This is a genomic window from Blastomonas natatoria (genome assembly GCF_003201955.1).
Lineage (GTDB): Bacteria > Pseudomonadota > Alphaproteobacteria > Sphingomonadales > Sphingomonadaceae > Blastomonas > Blastomonas natatoria.
This window is the reverse complement of sequence record NZ_QJJM01000015.1, coordinates 77,814-95,669: the sequence shown is the minus strand read 5'-3', so window position 1 is coordinate 95,669 and position 17,856 is coordinate 77,814. Positions and strand designations below refer to the sequence as shown.

16 protein-coding genes and 3 pseudogenes are annotated in these 17,856 nt (G+C 60.9%); 12 read left to right on the top strand and 7 right to left on the bottom strand.

Features of this window, described 5'->3' with window-relative positions; all coding sequences use genetic code 11:
- Positions 1-221: 221 nt before the first annotated feature.
- A pseudogene (locus C7451_RS16600) lies at positions 222-415 on the bottom strand (transposase); the annotation flags it as partial.
- Positions 416-563: 148 nt separating this feature from the next.
- Here C7451_RS16600 and C7451_RS16595 point away from each other — a divergent pair.
- The gene (locus C7451_RS16595; protein ID WP_244181984.1) at positions 564-1,628 is read left to right on the top strand and encodes an NAD(P)/FAD-dependent oxidoreductase; all 1,065 of its coding nucleotides are present in this window, start codon (positions 564-566) and stop codon (positions 1,626-1,628) included.
- 29 nt (positions 1,629-1,657) lie between these two features.
- Positions 1,658-2,458: a GNAT family N-acetyltransferase gene (locus tag C7451_RS16590; protein WP_110300030.1), complete on the top strand. Its 801-nt coding sequence runs from the start codon at positions 1,658-1,660 to the stop codon at positions 2,456-2,458.
- Between the two features lie 28 nt (positions 2,459-2,486).
- Here the strand turns inward: C7451_RS16590 and C7451_RS16585 are convergent, their stop codons facing one another.
- Positions 2,487-3,155: a DUF6969 family protein gene (locus tag C7451_RS16585; RefSeq protein WP_110300027.1), complete on the bottom strand. Its 669-nt coding sequence runs from the start codon at positions 3,153-3,155 to the stop codon at positions 2,487-2,489.
- 699 nt (positions 3,156-3,854) lie between these two features.
- On the opposite strand from C7451_RS16585, the gene C7451_RS16575 reads away from it, so the two are divergent.
- Complete coding sequence (locus C7451_RS16575) at positions 3,855-4,319, top strand: YHS domain-containing (seleno)protein (protein WP_110300025.1); 465 nt, start codon at positions 3,855-3,857, stop codon at positions 4,317-4,319.
- A gap of 36 nt (positions 4,320-4,355) precedes the next feature.
- Positions 4,356-4,844, top strand: coding sequence for a hypothetical protein (locus C7451_RS16570; protein WP_110300024.1), 489 nt, complete (start codon positions 4,356-4,358; stop codon positions 4,842-4,844).
- A gap of 153 nt (positions 4,845-4,997) precedes the next feature.
- Here the strand turns inward: C7451_RS16570 and C7451_RS16565 are convergent, their stop codons facing one another.
- Positions 4,998-5,714, bottom strand: coding sequence for a lysophospholipid acyltransferase family protein (locus C7451_RS16565; RefSeq protein ID WP_110300023.1), 717 nt, complete (start codon positions 5,712-5,714; stop codon positions 4,998-5,000).
- A gap of 396 nt (positions 5,715-6,110) precedes the next feature.
- On the opposite strand from C7451_RS16565, the pseudogene C7451_RS20510 reads away from it, so the two are divergent.
- Both C7451_RS20510 and C7451_RS16560 read left to right on the top strand, forming a co-directional pair.
- A pseudogene (locus tag C7451_RS20510) lies at positions 6,111-6,284 on the top strand (LysR family transcriptional regulator); the annotation flags it as partial.
- A 15-nt stretch (positions 6,285-6,299) separates the two neighbouring features.
- Positions 6,300-6,989, top strand: a complete 690-nt coding sequence (locus tag C7451_RS16560) for a LysR family transcriptional regulator substrate-binding protein (RefSeq protein WP_244181982.1) — start codon at positions 6,300-6,302, stop codon at positions 6,987-6,989.
- Between the two features lie 16 nt (positions 6,990-7,005).
- Here the strand turns inward: C7451_RS16560 and C7451_RS16555 are convergent, their stop codons facing one another.
- Positions 7,006-7,713, bottom strand: coding sequence for a peroxiredoxin-like family protein (locus C7451_RS16555; protein ID WP_146215395.1), 708 nt, complete (start codon positions 7,711-7,713; stop codon positions 7,006-7,008).
- 149 nt (positions 7,714-7,862) lie between these two features.
- On the opposite strand from C7451_RS16555, the gene C7451_RS16550 reads away from it, so the two are divergent.
- The 6 genes from C7451_RS16550 to C7451_RS16525 all read left to right on the top strand — a co-directional run bounded on the left by C7451_RS16550 (position 7,863) and on the right by C7451_RS16525 (position 12,981).
- The gene (locus tag C7451_RS16550) at positions 7,863-8,450 is read left to right on the top strand and encodes a DedA family protein (RefSeq protein WP_110300020.1); all 588 of its coding nucleotides are present in this window, start codon (positions 7,863-7,865) and stop codon (positions 8,448-8,450) included.
- Complete coding sequence (locus C7451_RS16545) at positions 8,447-8,740, top strand: hypothetical protein (RefSeq protein WP_110300019.1); 294 nt, start codon at positions 8,447-8,449, stop codon at positions 8,738-8,740. Before C7451_RS16550 ends, C7451_RS16545 begins: the two co-directional genes overlap by 4 nt.
- Before the next feature lie 23 nt (positions 8,741-8,763).
- A complete protein-coding gene (locus C7451_RS16540) occupies positions 8,764-9,957 on the top strand; it encodes a tetratricopeptide repeat protein (RefSeq protein WP_110300018.1) in 1,194 nt (397 codons plus the stop codon).
- A gap of 140 nt (positions 9,958-10,097) precedes the next feature.
- Positions 10,098-10,778 (top strand): alpha/beta fold hydrolase, encoded by a 681-nt coding sequence (locus C7451_RS16535; RefSeq protein WP_167398583.1) that lies wholly within the window; start codon positions 10,098-10,100, stop codon positions 10,776-10,778.
- On the top strand, positions 10,775-11,854 hold the full coding sequence (locus tag C7451_RS16530) for a D-alanine--D-alanine ligase (RefSeq protein ID WP_110300016.1): 1,080 nt from the start codon (positions 10,775-10,777) through the stop codon (positions 11,852-11,854). The genes C7451_RS16535 and C7451_RS16530 overlap by 4 nt, the downstream gene beginning before the upstream one ends.
- Positions 11,851-12,981, top strand: coding sequence for a serine hydrolase domain-containing protein (locus C7451_RS16525; RefSeq protein WP_167398582.1), 1,131 nt, complete (start codon positions 11,851-11,853; stop codon positions 12,979-12,981). The genes C7451_RS16530 and C7451_RS16525 overlap by 4 nt, the downstream gene beginning before the upstream one ends.
- Before the next feature lie 98 nt (positions 12,982-13,079).
- Here C7451_RS16525 and C7451_RS16520 read toward each other — a convergent pair.
- The 3 genes and pseudogenes from C7451_RS16520 to C7451_RS16510 form a co-directional block, all read right to left on the bottom strand.
- A pseudogene (locus C7451_RS16520) lies at positions 13,080-13,610 on the bottom strand (IS110 family transposase); the annotation flags it as partial.
- A gap of 403 nt (positions 13,611-14,013) precedes the next feature.
- On the bottom strand, positions 14,014-15,387 hold the full coding sequence (locus tag C7451_RS16515) for an MFS transporter (protein ID WP_110300014.1): 1,374 nt from the start codon (positions 15,385-15,387) through the stop codon (positions 14,014-14,016).
- Positions 15,384-17,849: a glycoside hydrolase family 3 C-terminal domain-containing protein gene (locus tag C7451_RS16510; RefSeq protein ID WP_167398581.1), complete on the bottom strand. Its 2,466-nt coding sequence runs from the start codon at positions 17,847-17,849 to the stop codon at positions 15,384-15,386. Before C7451_RS16510 ends, C7451_RS16515 begins: the two co-directional genes overlap by 4 nt.
- Positions 17,850-17,856: the final 7 nt, after the last annotated feature.

Here is a 17,856-nt window from a genome sequence, read left to right as displayed (position 1 = left end):
AGCTGCGCCAACTCGGCCAGCGTCTTCTCGCCCCTCACGGCAGCCAATGCCACCTTCGCCTTGAATGCCGGACTGTGGTTACGGCGCGGTCGTCTACTCATCTCGTCTCCTGTCAGGCCGCACAATGGCCCCCGTCAGGCAGAAAATCCACTTATCCCGATGTCCAGTTTTGCCAGGCCACCTCTTCATGCCGCACCCCGGCCAATCACGTCGCCAAAACCACGCTTGTTGCGGGTGTCCAGCTGCCGCAGGCGCTTGGCCTCAGACACCTCCAAGCCGCCGAACTTGGCCTTCCCATTTTGAAGGTCGCGCTGCTGGCTCCGTGCCGCCAGCATACATCCGCTATCGGCATACCAGCCTCCTGCTCTTTCAATATCGCGATGATCTGTTCTTCGCTGAACCTGCTCCGCTTCATACTGTCCGACTCCTACCAGAGGGGCCGACTCCGCTCAAATCTGGAGGACAATGCGGGACTCAGACCAGCATGCATCGACTTCATGGCCATCAGGCATTTACGGCCGGTCCAAAACGCTGCGATATACTGTCTGCACAAGGAGGCGATCATGGGCAGAAATTCGACGCTCCCTGGCGCGAATCCAGAGCATGGGCCGATTGGGATGCCGGGTGCGGGTTGCAATCTGCGCGGCGAGGCGGAGGAGATTTCTTTCGTCTCGACGGCGCGTGGCATTGACAGAGCGACACCGGGCGATATTCGCCGTGCTCTGATCATTGGTGCCGGTTGCGGCGGGCTTTCGGCCGCGCGGGAACTATGCGGCAAGCGGGTCGAGGTCGCCATCGTCGACCGGCAGAGCCATCACGTCTTTCAGCCTTTGCTCTGTCCGGTGGCAACTGCAGGTCTATCGCCGGCGGACATCGCCGCACCGATCCGCTCGATTGTAAGGAAGCACGTCAAAACGCAGGTAAGGCTGGGTGAGGTGGAGGCGATCGACACCGATACTAGGCGCGTCGCGCTTGCCGAGGGAGATACACTGCCGTTCGACTACCTGATCGTCGCGACCGGTGCACAGCACGGCTATTTTGGCCGCGACGAATGGGCAGAACATGCCCCCGGCCTCAAGACGATCGACGATGCCGCCCGGCGGCTGGGCGTCGAAGGCGACCACGCCGGACGGCTGCAGGTCGAACCTGATCTGAGCGTCGCGGGACAACCAGACATCTTCGTGATCGGCAACGTTGCATCGGTTGTGCGTGCCGATGGCCGTCCGGTGCCTGGTCTTGCACCTGCCGCAAAGCAGATGGGGGGCCATGTCGCGCGCGTGATCGCCGCAGAGGTCGCGCAAAAGCCGGCACCGAAACCCTTTCATTATAGCGACTTTGGCAATCTCCCCACAATCGGACGAAAATGCGCGGCTGCCGAATTCGGACGGGCGCACATCCGCGGCACATTTGCCTGGCTGCTTGGTGTGTGGCGCACATTTTCTTCCTTGTTGGATTCCGCAACCGGTTTATCGTGGGTGGGAACTGGTTGTGGTACTATTTCACTTTTGATCGGGGCGCGCGGCTCATCACCTGCCTTGATGGCGGCGCTCTATTCGACCGCCGAGCCGCCGACCGGTCGCGCGAGCAACATATTACCAGAACACATGCGAAGATCGACGCACGTTTGACCAAACGACACGCGACACGGAGGCGCCCCATGCGGCTTGCACGAAAGTCTGCAGACATTGAAATTGCGACATGCCGGACCGGCGACCTTGAGGTTCGTTTGGCGAATGCATCCGAAATCGATGAGGCGCTCGGGCTGCGATTCCGTGTCTTTTGTGAAGAACGCGGCGCGCATGCGGGCCGCCCTGCCAGCGGGATCGAGGAAGATGCGTACGACCGCGATTGCGACCATTTGATCGTCGTCGATCATGGCCGGGCCGGTAGACCTGTCGTCGGCACCTACCGGCTGCTCCGTGAAGAGATCGCCGATCGCATCGGGGGCTTCTATTCGGCGGGCGAATATGATCTGGCCCCGCTAGCGGCGCTCGGTCGCGGTCGGGGCAATGCCCCGCAGCTCCTCGAACTCGGGCGATCGTGCGTTGATGCCGAGTATCGCACCAACGCGACGATTACGCTTCTCTGGCGCGCCATTGCGTTGTATCTTCAACGTCATAGGGTTGGGTTCATGTTCGGGTGCGTCTCGTTTGCAGGCACCGATCCCACGGCGATCCGTGACGAACTGGCGTATCTGCATCGCTTTCACCTGGCACCTTTGGAATTGCGCGTGCGGGCGCTGCCGCGCCACCATGTCGAGATGGCGGGCGGACCCGACATCGGCGATCTCAGTGGACGCCGACTGCCGCCACTGGTCAAGGCCTATCTGCGGGTCGGCGCGAAGGTCGGCGATGGCGCTTTTGTTGATCGGGCGTTCAACACCGTCGATGTTTTCATGGTCATGCCCGTAGAACGGATCGTCGGCCGATATGGGCGGCGCTTTGGGCTGGTCGCTTAACTTGTGGTTCGGTGCGCACAATCGCGCGTCAACGGTCGAGCTGTGTCACGGCATTTTGCAGATCGATATCGAGTGTAGACAGGATTTCAGCTGAACGATCTTCGAAAAATGAATCAGCGACGCCAGCGATTGCTGCATCGCGTTCGGCCAAAATCTGTTCGATTTCGGGCGCGAAGGTCGCGACTGCTGCAGTCAGCCAGCGGTTGACCAGCGGGTCCCCATCCACAGCATGGGTAAGGTCGAAACTGTAAAGCCGTTCACAGATCGAATCTGCGGTGTAGAGCCACTCATCGGTAACCCATCGGTTCACTGTGAACAACTTGGTGGGAAGACCATTCAGATCGATAGACAGTGCTGCAATATGGACGACACGGGCATCGGCTTCACCCGGCGCGACCGGTGCCGCGCGGGCGTGCGTGCCATCGAAACTGTCGCGGTCGAGAAACAGGTGAAAATGGCCATGCTCGCCAGCATCGCGCTCTTCGGGGGGATGCGCATGGTAGAACCAGCGCGCACCGGTCTGCCGGTCTACGGCATCGTCGGGCGGATAATGGTCCCATATCCGGTAATCGGTGTCGGGCACCACGCGGCGCATCAGCGGCAGGCCGCTTTGCGCCATCTCTACCGTTGCTGAAACAAGGTGTTGAGCCGCTTCAGCGCGGCGCAGCAGTCCTGTCAGATGCGAATCGATCAGCATGAGGCCATTCCAACGGGTAAGGAGAAGTCGATGGCCGGTCTATCGGGGGACCAGACAGGCCGGCCGTCGATCGCCTCTTAGCGGGGCTTGCGCGACTTCTTCGCGGAGCAGGGGTTGGCGGAGCAAGGGTTGGCGGAGCAAGGGTTGGCCGAGCAAGGGTTAGCCTTGGCCGAGCAGGGGTTGGCCGAGCAGGGGTTGGCTTTTTTCGCGGAGCAAGGGTTGGCTGAACATGGGTTCACGGTGCGAGCCGCTGCGCTGCAAGGGCTTGCGGCTTGCGCCACGGTCGGCACAGCCATTGCAAGGCCACCGGCAACTGCGAGGAGAGCGAGAAGGTTGGGGGTTGATTTGGTCACGAACATTACTCCTAATGAAGACGGTCAAAGAGCCGGATGAGGCGTTCGGTCCATCCGACCCTAAACCGACGCCTTCTGAATGCCCGAAGTTGCGACGCAACGAAAATGCCGATGGGCTATCCGTTTCATGCCTGACGCGATGACTGCGCTCGTTCGATCGCGGCGCTATAATCGGCACGGCTGCGCGACGGGCATCTCGATCGACCAGGAGCAGGCGGTTCAAAGCAGTCGCGTATCGAAAGCATAGGCAAGCGGCATTTCCGCAAGCGCGATGCCCGGTGCATAAGAAGGTCACGACAGGCGATGCCCCATTCGTCTGCCGACCTAAATTGAAAGGATCACTCCAATGCGTACCCCCAAGATGCTTGCTTTCCTCGCCAGCGGCCTGATCGCCGTCGCCGCGCTCCCAAGCGTGGCTTATGCAAAGACCAATCCGGTCTACACCGGCACCTTCGACAACGTCGCTCTGTCGGGTTATGACGCCGTCGGCTATTTCACTCAGGGTCGTCCGGTCAAGGGCAGTGCGACGTTCAAGACCACGTACAAGGGTGCCGAGTTCTACTTTGCGAGCGCAGCAAACCTTGCCAAGTTCAAAGCGAACCCTGCGGCTTTTGCCCCCCAATATGGCGGCTATTGCGCATGGGCGGTTAGCCAGGGATACACTGCATCGGGCGATCCGCAGGTGTGGAAAATCGTCGGCGGCAAGCTGTATGTGAACTATAGCCGCGAGATCGGTGACAAGTGGGAAAAGAATATCCCCGGCTTTATCGCATCGGCTAACAAGAACTGGCCAACTATTCTCGCCAAATAAGCGCGATTGCGCTATTCACCACCAGGAGACCGGGCCATGTCAATTTCTCGAAAAATACCGATTGTACTTGTTTTGTACATAACTTTCGTTTTCGTGCAATCGCTGTTCTTCAAGTTCACCAATTCGCCCGAGACGCAGTATATTTTCGGGACGTTGAACGCTTGGGCAGTCGGACTCGGTCTCCCGGAGGTTTTTGCGCCCGATGGGATCGCTTCGCAATATGTCGTCGGCACGGCCGAACTTGTTGCCAGCGCTGTGTTACTCGCCAGTCTGTTACCCCGCTTGCGTGGCGTCCGGCCACTTGGCGCGCTGCTCGCGCTCGGCGTGATTTCGGGTGCGATCTTCTTCCACCTCTTCACCCCTTTGGGGATCGCGGTGGTCGATACCGATGGCACCAGCGATGGTGGGCTGTTGTTCACAATGGCCTGCGGCGTCTGGATTTCGGCGGCGTCGCTGCTCTGGATCGACCGCGATCTGATCCGAAGCATCTTACCCGGTTCTGCCAAGGGGCGTGCAATCACCTGATCGACGCGCGGCATATCGACACCTGTGATGCTCCTTGTCTCCGCGTCGTGCGGCGTGGCCTTCGGCTTCGCGGCACGGCGCGGAGGCCATTGCTTGCGGCCAACGAAATCGGGTCGGTTTGAACGGTTGCCACTGGAAGGATGTCCGAGTGGATCAATCGCGATCCTCATTGCTCGTCGCATTAGCGTGCGCGTCGCACACAATGCGATGACAGGCCGCCGCAAGCTCTTTTCGATCTGCCGATGCCGTCCTTATCGGACGATGCGTTACGATGCGGCAATCGACCGGACCGGCTGCGGCGATCGTCAGGAGGTGCGGCCAGAATGGTTTGTCGCCGTCCCAGGCAAAGGCGGCGCGTTCGCCCGGCGCCCATTTTCGGTTGCGCGGGCGATAGATGATCGCCACGGGCTGAACGGTTCGACCGGCCGCCGCAGCAAACAGAGTAGGCCGAAACGGCAACACTTGCGCCCCGTTCCCCGTAGTGCCTTCAGGGAAAAGAATCACAGGCCCGCGGGCAAGTACAGCGGCGAGCGCTGCAACCTGGCGTTGCGCCGATCCCCGACCTTCGCGTTGGACAAAAAGCGTGCCGTGCATCCGCGCCAGCAGACCGAGCAAGGGCCAGCCGCGAACCTCTGACTTCGCCACGAATGCGGCTTGCTGGCAACTGCCAAGGATAAGGATGTCAGTCCAGCTGATATGGTTTGCGATAATCAAACCTTCGCTGGCAAGCGGGCCATCGGCGTAAACCTTGATCCGCAGGCCCCACAAAAGCAAGCGGATGTAGATCATCCCCAGCCGCGAAGGCCCGTTTGGCGCAAGCCGATAAGTTGCCAGGCGCAGAGGCAGCAGCATCGCCAGTCCGGCGATCATTGCCGCAAAGAAACGGAAACGACGCACAACGCCTAACCAGTGCGGGTCGGGAACCGGCGCGCTCGGTCGGGTACCCACAGGACAGGTTCTAACGCCCACCGCAATCGCTCGTAGCGTGGAGCAGAATCACTTTGCCGCGCACTCTACACGCAAGCGCTGTAACCTTTGCGACTGTCAGGCTGAATACTGGGGCAGCGCCAGTCATGGTCTTAATCCTTGGCAGGAAGGGCAATTTTCGAGGCTTATCGATGTCTGACCTGGCGCTATACTGCCAACGGGCCATGCTTTCGATAGGGCTTGTGCATGTTGCAAGCCGCTGCAGACATAGCTATTTTGTTATAGAGACCCAAATCCGCGTGAGATACAAGGTCGACACGCTTTTGCGAGCCCCGAATTATGGAAATGCATCAAGTTCGGTATTTCCTCGCTGTCGCGCGAACGCTGAATTTTACGCGTGCGGCAGACGAGTGCAATGTCACCCAGCCCTCATTGACCCGCGCGGTCCAGAAGCTCGAGGACGAGCTAGGCGGCCTGCTGTTCCGCCGCGAACGCGCGCGGACGCATTTGACCGACCTTGGCCGCCAAATGCTGCCGTTCCTCGATCAGACCTATGAAGCAGCGCAGGCCGCCAAAGCACTCGCCAAAGGGATCGGCAAAGCGCAGGTGGCACCGTTGCATCTCGGCATTGCGTCGTCGGTCGAAACCGACGGACTGCACGCCGTCCTGTCCGAAGTGGCGAGCGGCCTATCGGGATTCGCGCTATCGATGACGGACGGCAGTTCGGAAAAACTGCTCGAACTCGCGTTCAAGGGCGATCTCGATCTGATCATGATCGAGGCCCCGGCGGGGGAACATGATCGCCTCAATACCTGGCCATTGTTTGTCCAGCGGTATCGGTTTTTCGCGCGCGGTGATCACCGGCTGGCTGATCGGCTCGACGCGTCGATCGTTGATCTTGCCGAGGAATCTTGGATCGATTGTGGAACCGAATCGGTAGCGCGGCTGCGCGCGGCTGCCGAAGCGGCTGGCATTGAAATTTCCTTCCGTCACAAAGTGTCAGGTCCGGGGCAAATCGAACGTCTGCTGCTTGCCGGGCTGGGCTGCACGCTGCTGCCGAAGCCGATGTCGCTTGACGACCGGTTGTGTTCAGTGGCTCTGATCGATGACGGACTTATTGCGCCAGTGATTCTGGCGGGGATCGCGGGTCGGCAACGATCACCGGCAGCCGATGCCTTCATCAGAGCTGCACGCGCGCGAAGCTGGCCTGATCGATAGCCAATGGCGCTGGCGTTCAACCGATCGCTGAGACAATTGCGAAAACCTCGTCAGGATCGGCGCGGATGCGGAAATCGGGGTCGGCGAAGGCAAACCGCACCGACTGGTCGCGGTCGATCACAAAGGTTGCAGGCACTGGCAAGATCCAGCCATTTCCGCCATAAATATCCGCAAGATCAAGGCCGCACGCCAGGTATCGCGCCTGAAGGTGCGCATCGCACCGGAAGGCGAGCCCTACCGCAAGCGCCAGCCCGTGGTCGATATCGCACAATATCGTCGCTTCAGGCCCCACCAGATCGAGAAGCTGAGCCGCCCGCCCGCCGACTTCGCCGGTAATCGTCACCAAACGTCCGCCGGCCGCGGCGAGCACCTCACGGCGTTCGCCCCATGCGCTGAGCTCGCCGCGACAAGCGGAGCACCAGCCGCCACGATTGAAGCTCAGCACAATCGGGCCGTCTGCAACCAGTTCGGCAAGCGAACGGTAATGGCCAAACGCGTCGGGAAGGCAAAAGTCGGGAAATGTCTCGCCGTTTTTCGGCGCGGTGGCGGCCACCGCGCCGTCGCGCAGCTTGGCCACGAAAGCGTCATACACCGAGGTCCACTCGGGCGTTGTATCCCGGCATTCGTGGGGCAGGTCGGAAAGGCGAAGTGCGTTTGTCATGTTCCGAAAATGGCGCATCGGTTCCGGAAAGGAAAGCGCGTCGATTCTATCAGTTTCATGCACAAGCTGTATGTTGTTTCAGCGTGCGCCATGCACGCGTGCTATCGAAAGGATTGAGACCTAGCATTTCCAGTCAGTCGCATTAGCGGGCAAAGCATTCTGGCAGTTCGTGGCAGGGGCCAGCACCGGGAGCAGATGACGTGGATGCAAGCATGATTCTCACCTGCGGGCTGATGGCGGTCGCACATCAGCCGTTGCTTCTGGTTTTCATCATCATGACCGCCACATTTATTCTCGAAGATGTCGCGACCGTAACGACAGCCTTGATTGCTTCGCACTTGGCGGTCGATGCCACGACTGCCGTCGCGGCTCTGGTTGCAGGCACCATATTGGGAGACTTGGCCGTCTATGGGATTGCCAACCGCGCCGCGCATGTTCCGATCGTGGCGCGGTTTCTAAACAGAGACGCGCTCAAGCCGGTGCGCGACTGGATGGGCCAATATGCGCTCGCGGTGGTGCTGGTCGCGCGGTTTACGCCTGGACTTCGCCTGCCGGTCTTTGCCGCCGCAGGGTCTCTCAATATCCCGTTTCGCGCGTTTTCAGCGGTGATCGTGATGTCGACGCTGGTATGGACCCCAGGGTTGTACTGGGCGGCGGCCACCCTTGGCAGCGCCGGGATTTCGCATCTCGGCATGTTCGGCTGGGTGCTTCCTGCCGGGCTGATCACCACGATGGCCGTCGCACCGCGAGTCGTATCGCATATTGTTGGTCGTCAGCTACACATGAGGGGCGTTGCGTGACGGCCGAGCGCGCCAATTTTCATCAGCATCGCGATCTTGGCATCGAGCAAATCATGCAAGATGCACAGGGGTTGAAAAACCTGCCGGGCCAGGTCCGCACGATCAACCTGGCCGCGCAGGTCGCTGTCGCCTGCGCCTTTGTCGATCAGAATCACATTACGCGGCGGTTCCGCCAACGCATCGGCTTGACGCCGGCCGCATATGCATCCGATACTCGGCATTCCGCGTTGCGCGCGCGCAAGATCATGCAAGACCCTGTCGCTCCGGAATTGAAAGTGCATCGATCATGACTCTCTTCCTGACCCCTCGCGGCATGCCGGTAACGACTTCTTCGCAAGCACTTGCGTATGCAACGCATGCCTTTGAAGAGGAGGTGCTGAACTATGGCAACCAAGCGGCAGCGCTGTTCGATGCCCTGCCGCTGGATCCTGATTGTGGGCTTGCAACTGCCTATGCTGCGGCGCTTCACCTTTTCCGTTCGACAAGGGAAGGGCATGGTCAGGCGCGAAACCTGATCGACATTGCGGTCCAGATGCAAACCGGGACAGTGCGCGAGCGTAGCCTGATTTCGGCTATCTCGTTTTGGGCGGCCGGCGATATTGCTCGCGCAATTCGATGCCTTAAACTCTGGGTCGCCTCCAACCCGCGCGATCTGTTTGCGGTAAAGCTCGTTCAGTATCTGCTCTTTTCGACGGGGCAGGCGGACGCGATGCTGGCGGCTATCAAGCCTGTCGCTGTGGCAGTGCCCGATGACGCGCGGGTACTCGGCATGCTGGCCTTTGCGCACGATCAAACCGGCGACCCTGCTGCGGCCGAGCGTGCGGCGCGCGCGGCAATCGAGATCGCACCTGATCCGTGGGCGCATCACGCGCTTGCGCACGCCATGGACGTGGGCGGGCGGTTTGACGAAGGCCGATTATGGATGCGGCAGCATGCCGACGCATGGTCGAACTGCACCTCGTTCCTCTATACGCATAATTGGTGGCACGCCGCTTTGTTCCATCTTGCACTTGGAGATCGCGATGGTGCGCTGGCGCTGTATCACGAGCGGGTCTGGGCGGTGCGCAAAGATTATGTACAGGATCAGATCAATGCCGTTTCGTTGCTCGCAAGGCTGGACCTCGCAGGCGTCGATGTCGGCGATCGCTGGGTAGATGTTGCACATTATGTGCGGCCGCGGCGCAGCGACGCGATCGACGGATTTCTCGACCTGCATTATGCTTATGCGCTTGCGCGCGTCGGCGACGATAGCGCAGTCACCGATTTGCTCAACGCACTGCGCATCGCCGCCCGGAACGGAAGTCGGGTCCGGAGGACTGCCTTGAGGGCGGCTGAGGCAATCGTTGCATTTGCGCGGCGCGACTGGATAACGGCGACGCAGTTGCTCGACACAGTCGCACCTGAGCTGTGGCGCCTCGGCGGTAGCAACGTTCAGCGCCAGCTTTTCGCCGACATGCGCAAAAGTGCCCGCGCCGAGGGTCGCTCGACGCTCGAGTTCGCGGCGTGATGCTTTTGCGGACGCTTACTGCTGCGGCGTTATTGATCGGCGGCGGATGCTCGATGCCACCTGGCCCGTCGGCGAGCAAGGCCGATGTCGCGCGAATCGAACGCGCATCCATTAGCGTAACCGGGATGAAAGGTACGCGCGTGAGCTATTTGCGCGCCGGGGCGCGCGACGGACGTCGCATCATCTTCGTTCACGGTACGCCAGGTGAGGCCATCGGCTGGGCCGATTTTCTTCTCAACGTCCCTGCGGGGCTCGAATATATCGCGATCGATCGTCCAGGATTTGGGGCAACGGCGCCTGACCGCGCCGAACCATCGCTCAAGCGTCAGGTGCTCGCACTCGCATCGCTGCTCGATGCGCGACCGGGCGGACTGCCGATCCTTGTCGGGCATTCGCTTGGCGGACCGATTGTCGTGCGCGCTGCAATCGATCAGCCCGGCCGGATCGGCGGCATTATCATTCTCGCGGGCTCGCTCGATCCTGCGCTCGAACGGATCCATCCCATGCAGCCGGTCGGCGAGTGGTGGGGCGTCAGAGGCATGCTGCCGCGCAGTTTGCGGAATGCCAATCGCGAGCTCATCGCACTCAAGCGCGATCTCGAGGTGATGGCCCCGCATCTTGTCGAAGTCGATATTCCAGTGACCATTATCCATGGCACCGCCGACACGCTCGTTCCTGTCGCCAATGTCGATTTCATGCGGTCGCGGTTTACCCGTGCCATTCCGCTTCGGGTCGAGGTGCTTCCCGAACAGAATCATTTCCTGCCTTGGGAACATCGCCCGAAAATCGAAGCAGCGATTGCAGCAATGGTCGCCGCATGACCATCGCAATGCCTCCACTCGATCCGGCACCGCCGCTTTCATATTTCGAATTCTGGTCGCCAAAGCTGTTTTACATACCGGTCTGGATTTGGGCGGTATGGCTCGCGCTTAGGTATCGCGGGGTTCGGCTGCCGCTGATCGCGAATCCCGGATTGCCGGCAAGCGGCCTGGTCGGCGAATCGAAGAGCCACGTCTTGCATGGTGCGGGCGATGACGCACGCCGCTGGATCGCGCCATTCACGACCGTCGTGCGCGGTACGGGGCCGGCTGGTGTTGCCGAGGCGCTGGCTGCGCTCGATCGTGTCGGGCTGTCTCTCCCGGTGGTCGCGAAGCCCGATCTGGGGTGTCGCGGCGCGGGCGTACGCCCGATCCGGAACGATGTCGAGATGGAGCAGTATCTCGCCGACTTTCCGGTCGGGCAGACCATCGTCCTCCAGAAGCTCATTGACGTCGAGGGCGAGGCTGGTGTGTTTTACATCCGCCGTCCAGGAGCCGAACGCGGGCGCATCTTTTCATTGACGCTCAAGCATTTCCCGCACGTCGAAGGCGATGGGGTTTCCACGCTGCGTGACCTGATCCTGCGCGATCCCCGCGCTGGAGAACTCTCGCATCTTTACTTTCCCCGTCATACGGATCGGCTCGATACGGTTCTGCCATTGGGAGAGCGGGTCCGGCTCGCGTTTGCAGGCAGCCACAGTCGCGGCGCGATCTTCCGGAATGGCGCGCGCCATATCACCGATGCGCTCGAGCGGCAATTCGACGCGATTGCGCGAGACATTCCCGAATTCTGGTTCGGCCGCTTCGATGTCCGGTTCGCCGATTTCGAGGCGTTCCGACGCGGCGAGGATTTGACGATTGTCGAGATCAACGGGGCGGGGGCCGAGGCCACCCACATCTGGGACAGCCGGACGCGATTGCGCGATGCTTATGCCACATTGTTCGAGCAGTTCGAATTGCTCTGGGCGATCGGTTCTGCAAACCGGCAGCGCGGCTTTCGCCCCGAGCCATGGCGCACGTTTCTCAACCGCTGGCTGACCGAGCGCCGCCTTGTCGCCACCTACCCGCAAACTGCATGATCGAGGCTCCTCCGCCCGATTTTGATCGCGACCGGTGGAAGGATCCGCGCTGGTCGCGTTGGGCATTTCGCAACACCGCGCAGTTTTTACCGACGCTGGCGATTGCCCCATCTGTATCGCCGCGCGGTCTCGTCCGGCAAGATCGGCCCGAACCTGAAGGCTGGAGGGGGTTTCTCGAGGCAACGTACGCGACATCGGCAGTTCTCATTTGCGACGGGCATATCGTCGCCGATTGGCCAGCAGGCGCCATTGAGGATTCCGGCCCGCATATGCTGTTTTCGGTCACCAAATCGATCGTGGGGCTGACCGCAAGGATGCTGATCGAAACTGGAGCGATCGCGGCGGATGTTAGCGCGTCGCGGCTGCTTCCAGACTTGTCGGCAACGGCGTTCGGAAACGCGACGCTAGCCGATCTGCTCGCGATGCGCGATGGTGTGCAGTTTGCCGAAACCTATGCCGATCCCGACGCCGATATCCATCGCTATTCGCGCGGCTATTGGCGCGACGCCCAAGGCGGTGCGCGCGTGCAGCTTGCTGCATTGCCAGTGCTACCGACCGTCCCCGGCTTCAGTTATCGGACACCGGTCGCCGATGTCATCGGCGCGATGCTGGTCGCTGCGTCCGGACAGCGGCTTGCAGAGCTGATCGGCGAACTGCTCTGGCGACCGATGGGCGCGGCGCACCCGGCGCATTTCGTGCTCGATACGGCGGGAGCGGAAATCGCGGGCGCCGGACTAAATGCGGCCATCACGGACCTTGCGCGGCTGGCTTTGCTCCTTCTCGACAACGGTTCCCGCAATGGCCGGCAGGTGATCGCCCAAAGCATTGTCGCCGCGTTGTTCGAAGGGGGTGATCGCGACAGCTTTGCCAGCAGCGTTCCGGAACGACCGGGCTGGTCGTACCACGATCTGTGGTGGCATATGGGCGGGGGCGTTATAGCCGCACTCGGTGTTCACGGGCAGCGGCTGATCATCGATCGCGATCGGCGGCTGGTTTTTGTGCGAACGGGTGCACAGCCCGAGCCTGACAACCGGCCGTTCGATGAATCCCATCGCCATTTTCTTGATACCATGCGCGCAGAGGCAGCGGACCGAACCCGGTTCGAACGACATATTGACCCGGCATGAGCTATTCCCAGTCCGCGACGACCGTCCAGTTGCATGACGGCTCTGCCACCGCGGATGAAGCTCTTGCCTTTCCACTGTCCAGACTGGCGTACGACGGGCGCAAGGCCAGCCAGTGCAACGGCCTGTTTATTCTCAAGACTGCCGAGTTCAGGCATGGTGGCAATGAGTTGATTGGCGGTCAGCGTTCCCACTCCCGCGATGCTGGTCAGGATCTGGTGCCTGCGGGCGAGTGTGGCGTCGGCAGCGACAAGGGAGGCGATCTCGGCATCGAGCGCCTCGATATGTCGGTCGATCTGTTCAGGCCGTTGCCGACACTGGCGCTTGAGCAGGGCGATGGTGAGGTTTTTCTCGCGGTTCTTGAGCGCAGTGCGATCCCGCACCAGCCCGTCGCGAGCATTGATGAGCTCTGCCATCTGAGCCTGCTGCATGCTGCGTGCGGGCCTGATCGCAGGTTGCAAGGTGGCGGCCATGCGCGCCAGCAGCATGGCATCAATGCGATCCGTGTTGGCAAGGGCGCCGGTGGCCTGCGCAAAGCGCCGGGCCCGTTCCGGGTTGAGTTTGACACAGGGCCAGTCGGCCAGTGCGATCTCCAGCGCACGGTGGTAGGTCGCCGTCGCCTCATAGGCCATGCGTTCGAGCCACCTCAAATACCTAAGCGGACATACGGTCTTACACAGCACCTCCTGGTGCCGCCGTTGAATCAATCCTCAACGCATCATAAATGCAATTTAACAGGTCCTGGCCCTAGTTTGCTGGCTCGGTAGCTCAGCATGCCGTACTCATCGACGATCGGCCGTTAGTTGCGGTAGATCTTCTGCCTATGGCGCAGCCGCTTTGCAAAGCGGCATCATACCAATCATTAGACCGCCTACGTGCTCATCTCAAAACTCAGCATTGGGGGATGAGAAATCCATCTGTTCAAACCGCCAAAGCTGCTCTGCACCCCGCTGCGCTGGAAGGTAACTGCTTTTGCAATGATCTGCCGTTCTCGATAGCGAGGGCGCACGCTTTGGGGCAGGCTCAAGGACCGTACTATATTGATCGCCGGTCATTAAGCGCCCGGACCAGCGCGTCGTGGGCTGCCCGATCAAGGTGGTACCCGCGCAGGATGCCCCATATGGCGATGCTGCCTGCGGCGGGAACCAGCGCCATGATCGCTTTCATCGCAATGAGCGTCGATGGCAACTGCTCAGCGTTAGCTTCAAACCCTGACCAGCCAAGTAGAGCACCAAGCAAAAGAGCGTTGATCCCGACCGCTGCCTTTTGGGCAAAGGTGGCAAAGCCGAATGTGCGCGATTCTGCTCGCGTGCCCGAACGGTATTCGCCGTATTCGATCGTGTCGGGCAGCATCGCCCAGAACATCACCGGAAGCGATGCCCCCCCGAAACCAATGAGCGCGATCGCGGCAAAGGTACCGAGCAGAAAGTCCGAGGGGTTGAAGAAGAAAAACAGATAACCGACGAGTGAGATGATCAACCCGATGCTGAGCGCATCGCGCTTGCTCCTTCGCTGGGACAGCCACACCCAAAACGGAGTGGACAGCACCAGCAGGATCGCGGGCAGGACAAGGGCGATCGTGGTGAGATCCTCGCGGCCTACATCGTATTTGAAATGATACAGCACGTTCTTGCCAAACATGCCAAGGCAGATCGAGCCGATCACGATCACCCCGAACACCCGCACCAGCGGCCCGTTGGAGCGAAAAAGACCGGGAATCGCGGCGATGTCTGCAAGCAAAGATTGTTCGGGTGCCGCTTCTTCGCCCGCGCCGGGTTCACGCATCGCCGCCGCGCAATAGAGCAACCCGGCCACTGCCAGCGCCCCTGCGAGGCTTGCCGCAACAAAATAGCCATAAGCCTCCCCTTGCTCAGAAAAGATCTGCACGACCAGGGGCATCAGCACCACAATGGCCAGACCGCCGGTTGCAGCGCCAACCATTCGGAACCCGGCAAGCACAGTGCGCTCATTGGCGTCGCTGGTCAGCCGAGCCTGCATCGCATTGAAGGGCATCGAAACGATTGTATAGGCGGTGCGAAGCAGAAGATGCGTGCCCAGTGCCCATATCCAGGGCTCCACCGGCAGGCTGCCCGGAGTCGAGAATGCAAGCGCGAACGACACGCCGAACGGCACCGCGCCGAGTGCTATCCATGGCCGGTACCGTCCCCAACGGGTTCGCGTGCGTTCGGCCATTGCGGCGACCACCGGGTCGGTCACGGCGTCCCAGACCATTGCAGCCAGATAGATCGTCCCGGCCAACACCGGGTCGATGCCCATCACATCGGTGTAGAAATACATCAGAAACAGGGTTGTGCCCTGCCACACCACAAGAAACCCGAAGTCGCCTACGCCAAAGCCGATGCGCGTGCCCAGCGGCACGGAGGTCCGGGGCGGAACCGGCGCGCTCATGCTGTGATCTCGATATCGCGCACCAGTGGCAGGTTCCGCGAGGAGGTACCTATATGGAGGCGGTAGCGGCCCGGGGTGACGGTCCAACCGCCAGCATCGACGTCGAACCAGGCGAAGGCGCGGCCCGGCACGGTCAGGCTCATGCGCGCGTGCTCTCTGGGTGCGAGTTTGCACTTGGCGAAGGCCTTGAGCTGGCGCAGCGGCATGGTTTCGGCGGGGTCGAGGTGTTCAAGGTAGATCTGCACCACCTCGGCCCCGGGCAGATCGCCGGTGTTGGCGAGGGTGCAGGCCACTGTGATGTCGGAAAAGGCTTCAGCGCGCTGCGGTGCGTCGACATCGGACAGTGCAAAGCGTGTGTAGGACAGCCCGTGGCCGAAGGGGAACTCAGGCTCCACTCCGGCAGCGTCATAGTGGCGATAGCCGACGAACAGCCCTTCGCCGTAATGGACGCGGGCCCCGCCTGGATAGTGCAGGAAGCTGGGGTTGTCTTCGTAGCGGCGAGGGAAAGTGACCGGGAGCTTGCCTGACGGGTTCACCGCGCCCGTCAACACGTCGGCGATCGCGTGGCCGCCTTCTTGCCCAGGCAGCCAGCACTGGACGATCCCCTTGACCTTGTTCGCCCATGGCATCTCCACCGGCCCGCCGCAATTGATACAGACCACCGTGTTGGGGTTGATTGCAGCGATATCCTCGATCAGGGCGTTCTGAGCCTCCGGTAGGCGCATCGAGGCACGGTCCACACCTTCGGTTTCGGCAGTGGTCCCCGGACCAGCGAACACGAGCACGACCTCCGAGTTCCTTACCGCCGTGATTGCCCGTTCGCGATCCGGTGCTGGCTCACGAAGCTTGACGTCGAAGATGTTGAAGGCGCGGATGCTGCCCGCGCCCGGCTGGGCATAGCGAATGCAAATCTGGTAATCGCGTCCTGCCTCAAGCATGATCGCGGCATGCCTGCGGTTGAGCGGCAAGATCATGAACAACAGCTCGGTCTGACGCGGCGTAGTCTCGCCGACCAGCATCGCACCATCGATTTCCAGCCACACATCGGGGTTGGAATGCAGCAGCTCGAAGGTGTGCCGACCGGTAAAACGCGGGCGTAATATGCCTTTCCATTCAACGCTGAAGGCGAGATCGGTTGCTGACTGCGCTGCATCTCCAAAGCCCAGCTTGGACAGCCACCATTCGGTACGCTCAAGCACCGGTGCACCATCGAAATCGGGATTGGGATAATAGCGTGCGGTCAGCCCTTGATCGCCTTGCGCAGTCTCCAGCAGGCGCGGATTGATCGTGGGGGTTCCTGGTTCAGCGTCGACCCCGCGCTCGAATACAATTTCACTGATGCTGGAGATCTGCTCACGCAGGGCATCAAGCGGGCTGATGATCCGCTCGGGCGTGACCTGAGAACTGCCACCGCCTTGAATCGCAGGGTGGTCTGCCAGTGCACCGATTACTGCTAGTCTGCCAGTCACGCTGATCGGCAGGACAGCATCCTCATTCTTTAGCAGTACCATTGAATCGGCTGCTGCGCGGCGCGCAAGCTCGCGGTGCGCGCCGCCATGCGACTGCCCACGTGACGCCTTTGGGTTGCCGTCGAGCAAGCCGCAACGTTCGATCAGCCGCAAAACCCGAAGGGCGTGATCGTCGATGGTCGTCTCCATGATTTGACCCGCTTCGACAGCCTGCTGAAGCGCCGGACCAAAGACCCTCGCCGGGCCGGGCATCTCGAGATCGAGCCCGCCCTTCGCGCAACCGACCGTATCCTTGGCAGCACCCCAATCGGACACGACAACACCTTCATAGCCCCATTCGCCCTTGAGAATGCCATCGAGGAGCAGGCCATTCTGCGAACAAAACACCCCGTTGATGCGGTTATAGGCCGACATTATGGTCCATGGTGCCGCCTCGCTTACCACCTGCTCGAAAGCAGCAAGATATATCTCACGCAGCACCCGTTCGCTGACATCAGACGATCCGTCCATCCGGCGATGTTCTTGATTATTCGCGGCAAAATGCTTGACCGAGGTTCCCACACCCTCCGATTGCACACCGTTCACATATGCAGTCCCAATGGCACCTGCGAGAACCGGGTCTTCGGAATAGTACTCAAAGTTGCGCCCGCCCAGCGGTGTGCGCTGGATGTTGATCCCGGGTGCCAGCAACACGTCTACACCATGCGCAATCGCTTCACGTCCGATGGCCGCAGACACTTGGGTGACCAGATCGGAATCAAAGGTCGCCGCCAGCGCCGTCCCGACAGGAAAAACGGTGGCCGGATCAGAATTGACAGACCGCAGCCCGGTTGGGCCATCTGACATTCTCAGCGAGGGAATGCCAAGACGCTCGACGGAGGAGAGTGACCAGAAATCCTTGCCGGCCAGCAACCCGATCTTTTCATCCAATGACATTTCGGCGAGGAGTTGCGCGCAACGGTCCGCTTTTCGGTGGTGATCGCTTACATTCATAAATCTC